At 68.2% G+C, this 2,029-nt stretch carries 2 protein-coding genes; one reads left to right on the plus strand and one right to left on the minus strand.

The features are described from left to right. Window positions 1-1,523: methyl-accepting chemotaxis protein (locus tag AC1DU6_RS28995; protein WP_477861395.1), on the plus strand; the 1,523-nt coding region annotated here is incomplete at its 5' end. On the opposite strand, the gene AC1DU6_RS29000 is transcribed toward AC1DU6_RS28995, so the two are convergent. Then, on the minus strand, window positions 1,501-2,029 hold a 529-nt coding region (locus tag AC1DU6_RS29000; protein WP_477861397.1), incomplete at its 5' end, for an arginase family protein. The genes AC1DU6_RS28995 and AC1DU6_RS29000 overlap by 23 nt on opposite strands.

The following is a 2,029-nucleotide window of genomic DNA, read 5'->3' on the forward strand; positions in this document are numbered from 1 at the left end:
CAAAGATGTTGCTGCCGCCGATGGTGGCACTGGCCGTCGTGCTGGCCATCGGCCTGGGCAACAGCATGCTGTCCCTGCGTGAGGTCGTCGCCTCCAACGAGGCCGGCCAGCAGCGCAACGAGGTCTTCATGACCACGGTGTCCGTGCAGACCCAGGTGGGCGAGATGCATGGCGGCGTCTATCGCACCATCGCTTTGATCGGCTCGCTGGACGACGCCAAGGTCAAGGCCCTGCGCGGGCAGTTGAAGACCCAGGTTGAGGGCCTCACGCGCACGCTGACCACGTTGGCCGAGATGGAGGCCACGCCCGCCGAGACCGACGCCCACATCAACGCGACCCTGCCGCTGCTGAAAGCCTACCTGGCCAAGGCCGACGCCGCCATCGACCTGGCCTCGGTCGACCCCAACACCGGCGTTGCCGCGATGCAGGACGCCGAGGCCCGCTACAAGGAAGTCGCGACGCTGATGGGCAAGATCGTGCAGAGCATGGGGGCCGATCAGCAAGCCGCGTCGGAATCCCAGCAGGCCACGGCCCGCCAGCGCGCCTGGGTCTTCGCCCTGATCTCTCTGCTGACCGCTGGCGCCGGCATGGGCCTGCTGCTCGCCAACCAGCGCAAGATCGCAGCCGACGTCAACGCCTCGCTGTCGCTGGCCGAATCAGTCGCCGCAGGTGATCTGACCCAGCGCGCCACGCCTCAGGGCCACGACGAACTGGCCGGCCTGATGCGGGCGTTGAACCAGATGTGCGAGCAACTCGGCCAGACGGTGGGCGAAGTCATGACGGTCGCCGACTCCATCCGCACCGCGTCGGCCGAGATTGCCTCGGGCAATCAGGACCTGAGCCAGCGTACCGAGCAGACGGCCTCGAGCCTGGAGATCACCAGCTCGTCCATGGCGCAGCTGACCGGCATCGTGCGCCAGAGCGCCGACAGCGCGCAGACGGCCAACCAGCTCGCCACCAGCGCCGCCACCGTGGCCCACCGCGGCGGCAGCGTCGTACAGCAGGTGGTGGACACGATGAATGACATCACCGCGTCCAGCAAGCGCATCGCCGACATCATCGGCGTCATCGACGACATCGCCTTCCAGACCAACATCCTGGCGTTGAACGCGGCCGTGGAAGCCGCCCGCGCCGGCGAGCAGGGCCGTGGCTTTGCCGTCGTAGCCGGTGAGGTCCGCAGCCTCGCGGGGCGCAGCGCCGCGGCGGCCAAGGAAATCAAGACCCTGATCGGCGCCAGCGTCGAGCGCGTGCAATCCGGCGCCCGCCTGGTGCAGGACGCCGGCTCGACGATGACCGACATCGTCGGCGCCGTGCAGCGCGTGACCGACATCATTGGCGAGATCAGCACCAGCGCCGCCGCCCAGAGCCGCGGCATCGACGATGTCACCAGCGCCGTCACCAAGGTCGACGACATGACGCAGCAGAACGCCGCCCTCGTCGAGGAAAGCGCTGCGGCGGCCGAGTCGCTGCGCGAGCAGGCGCAGCGACTGGCCCAGGTGGTCAGCCAGTTCCGCGTGCGATAGCGGCCCAGGCGGCCCAGGACTGGGCGGCCAGATTCAGCGTGTTGATCTGCACGGCGACCGTCGTTGCCAGGTCGTGACCGTAGCCGCCGGCCATGCTCAGCGCCACGGGGATGCGGCGTTCGCTTAAGCCCGCCAGTACGCGCCGATCGCGTTCGGCCAGACCTTCATAGGTCAACTTCAACCGACCCAGGCGGTCGCCTTCGTGGGGGTCGGCGCCGGCAAGATAGAACACCAGGCCCGGATCAATGCGACGCCAGACCTCGCCGAGTGCCGCGTCCAGCGCAGCCAGGTAGTCCGCATCGCCACAGCCGTCGGCCAGATCCACGTCCAGATCGCTCGCCTCCTTGCGAAACGGGAAGTTGCGCGCGCCGTGCATGGAGAAGGTGAACACCGTGTCGTCGTCGCGGAAGATGGCCGCAGTGCCATTGCCCTGGTGCACGTCCAGGTCGATGACGAGGACGCGCAACAGGCTGCGGTGGCTTCTTGCCCACTCGGCCTGCATCAAG

It is taken from the genome of Roseateles sp. P5_B10 (genome assembly GCF_056400485.1).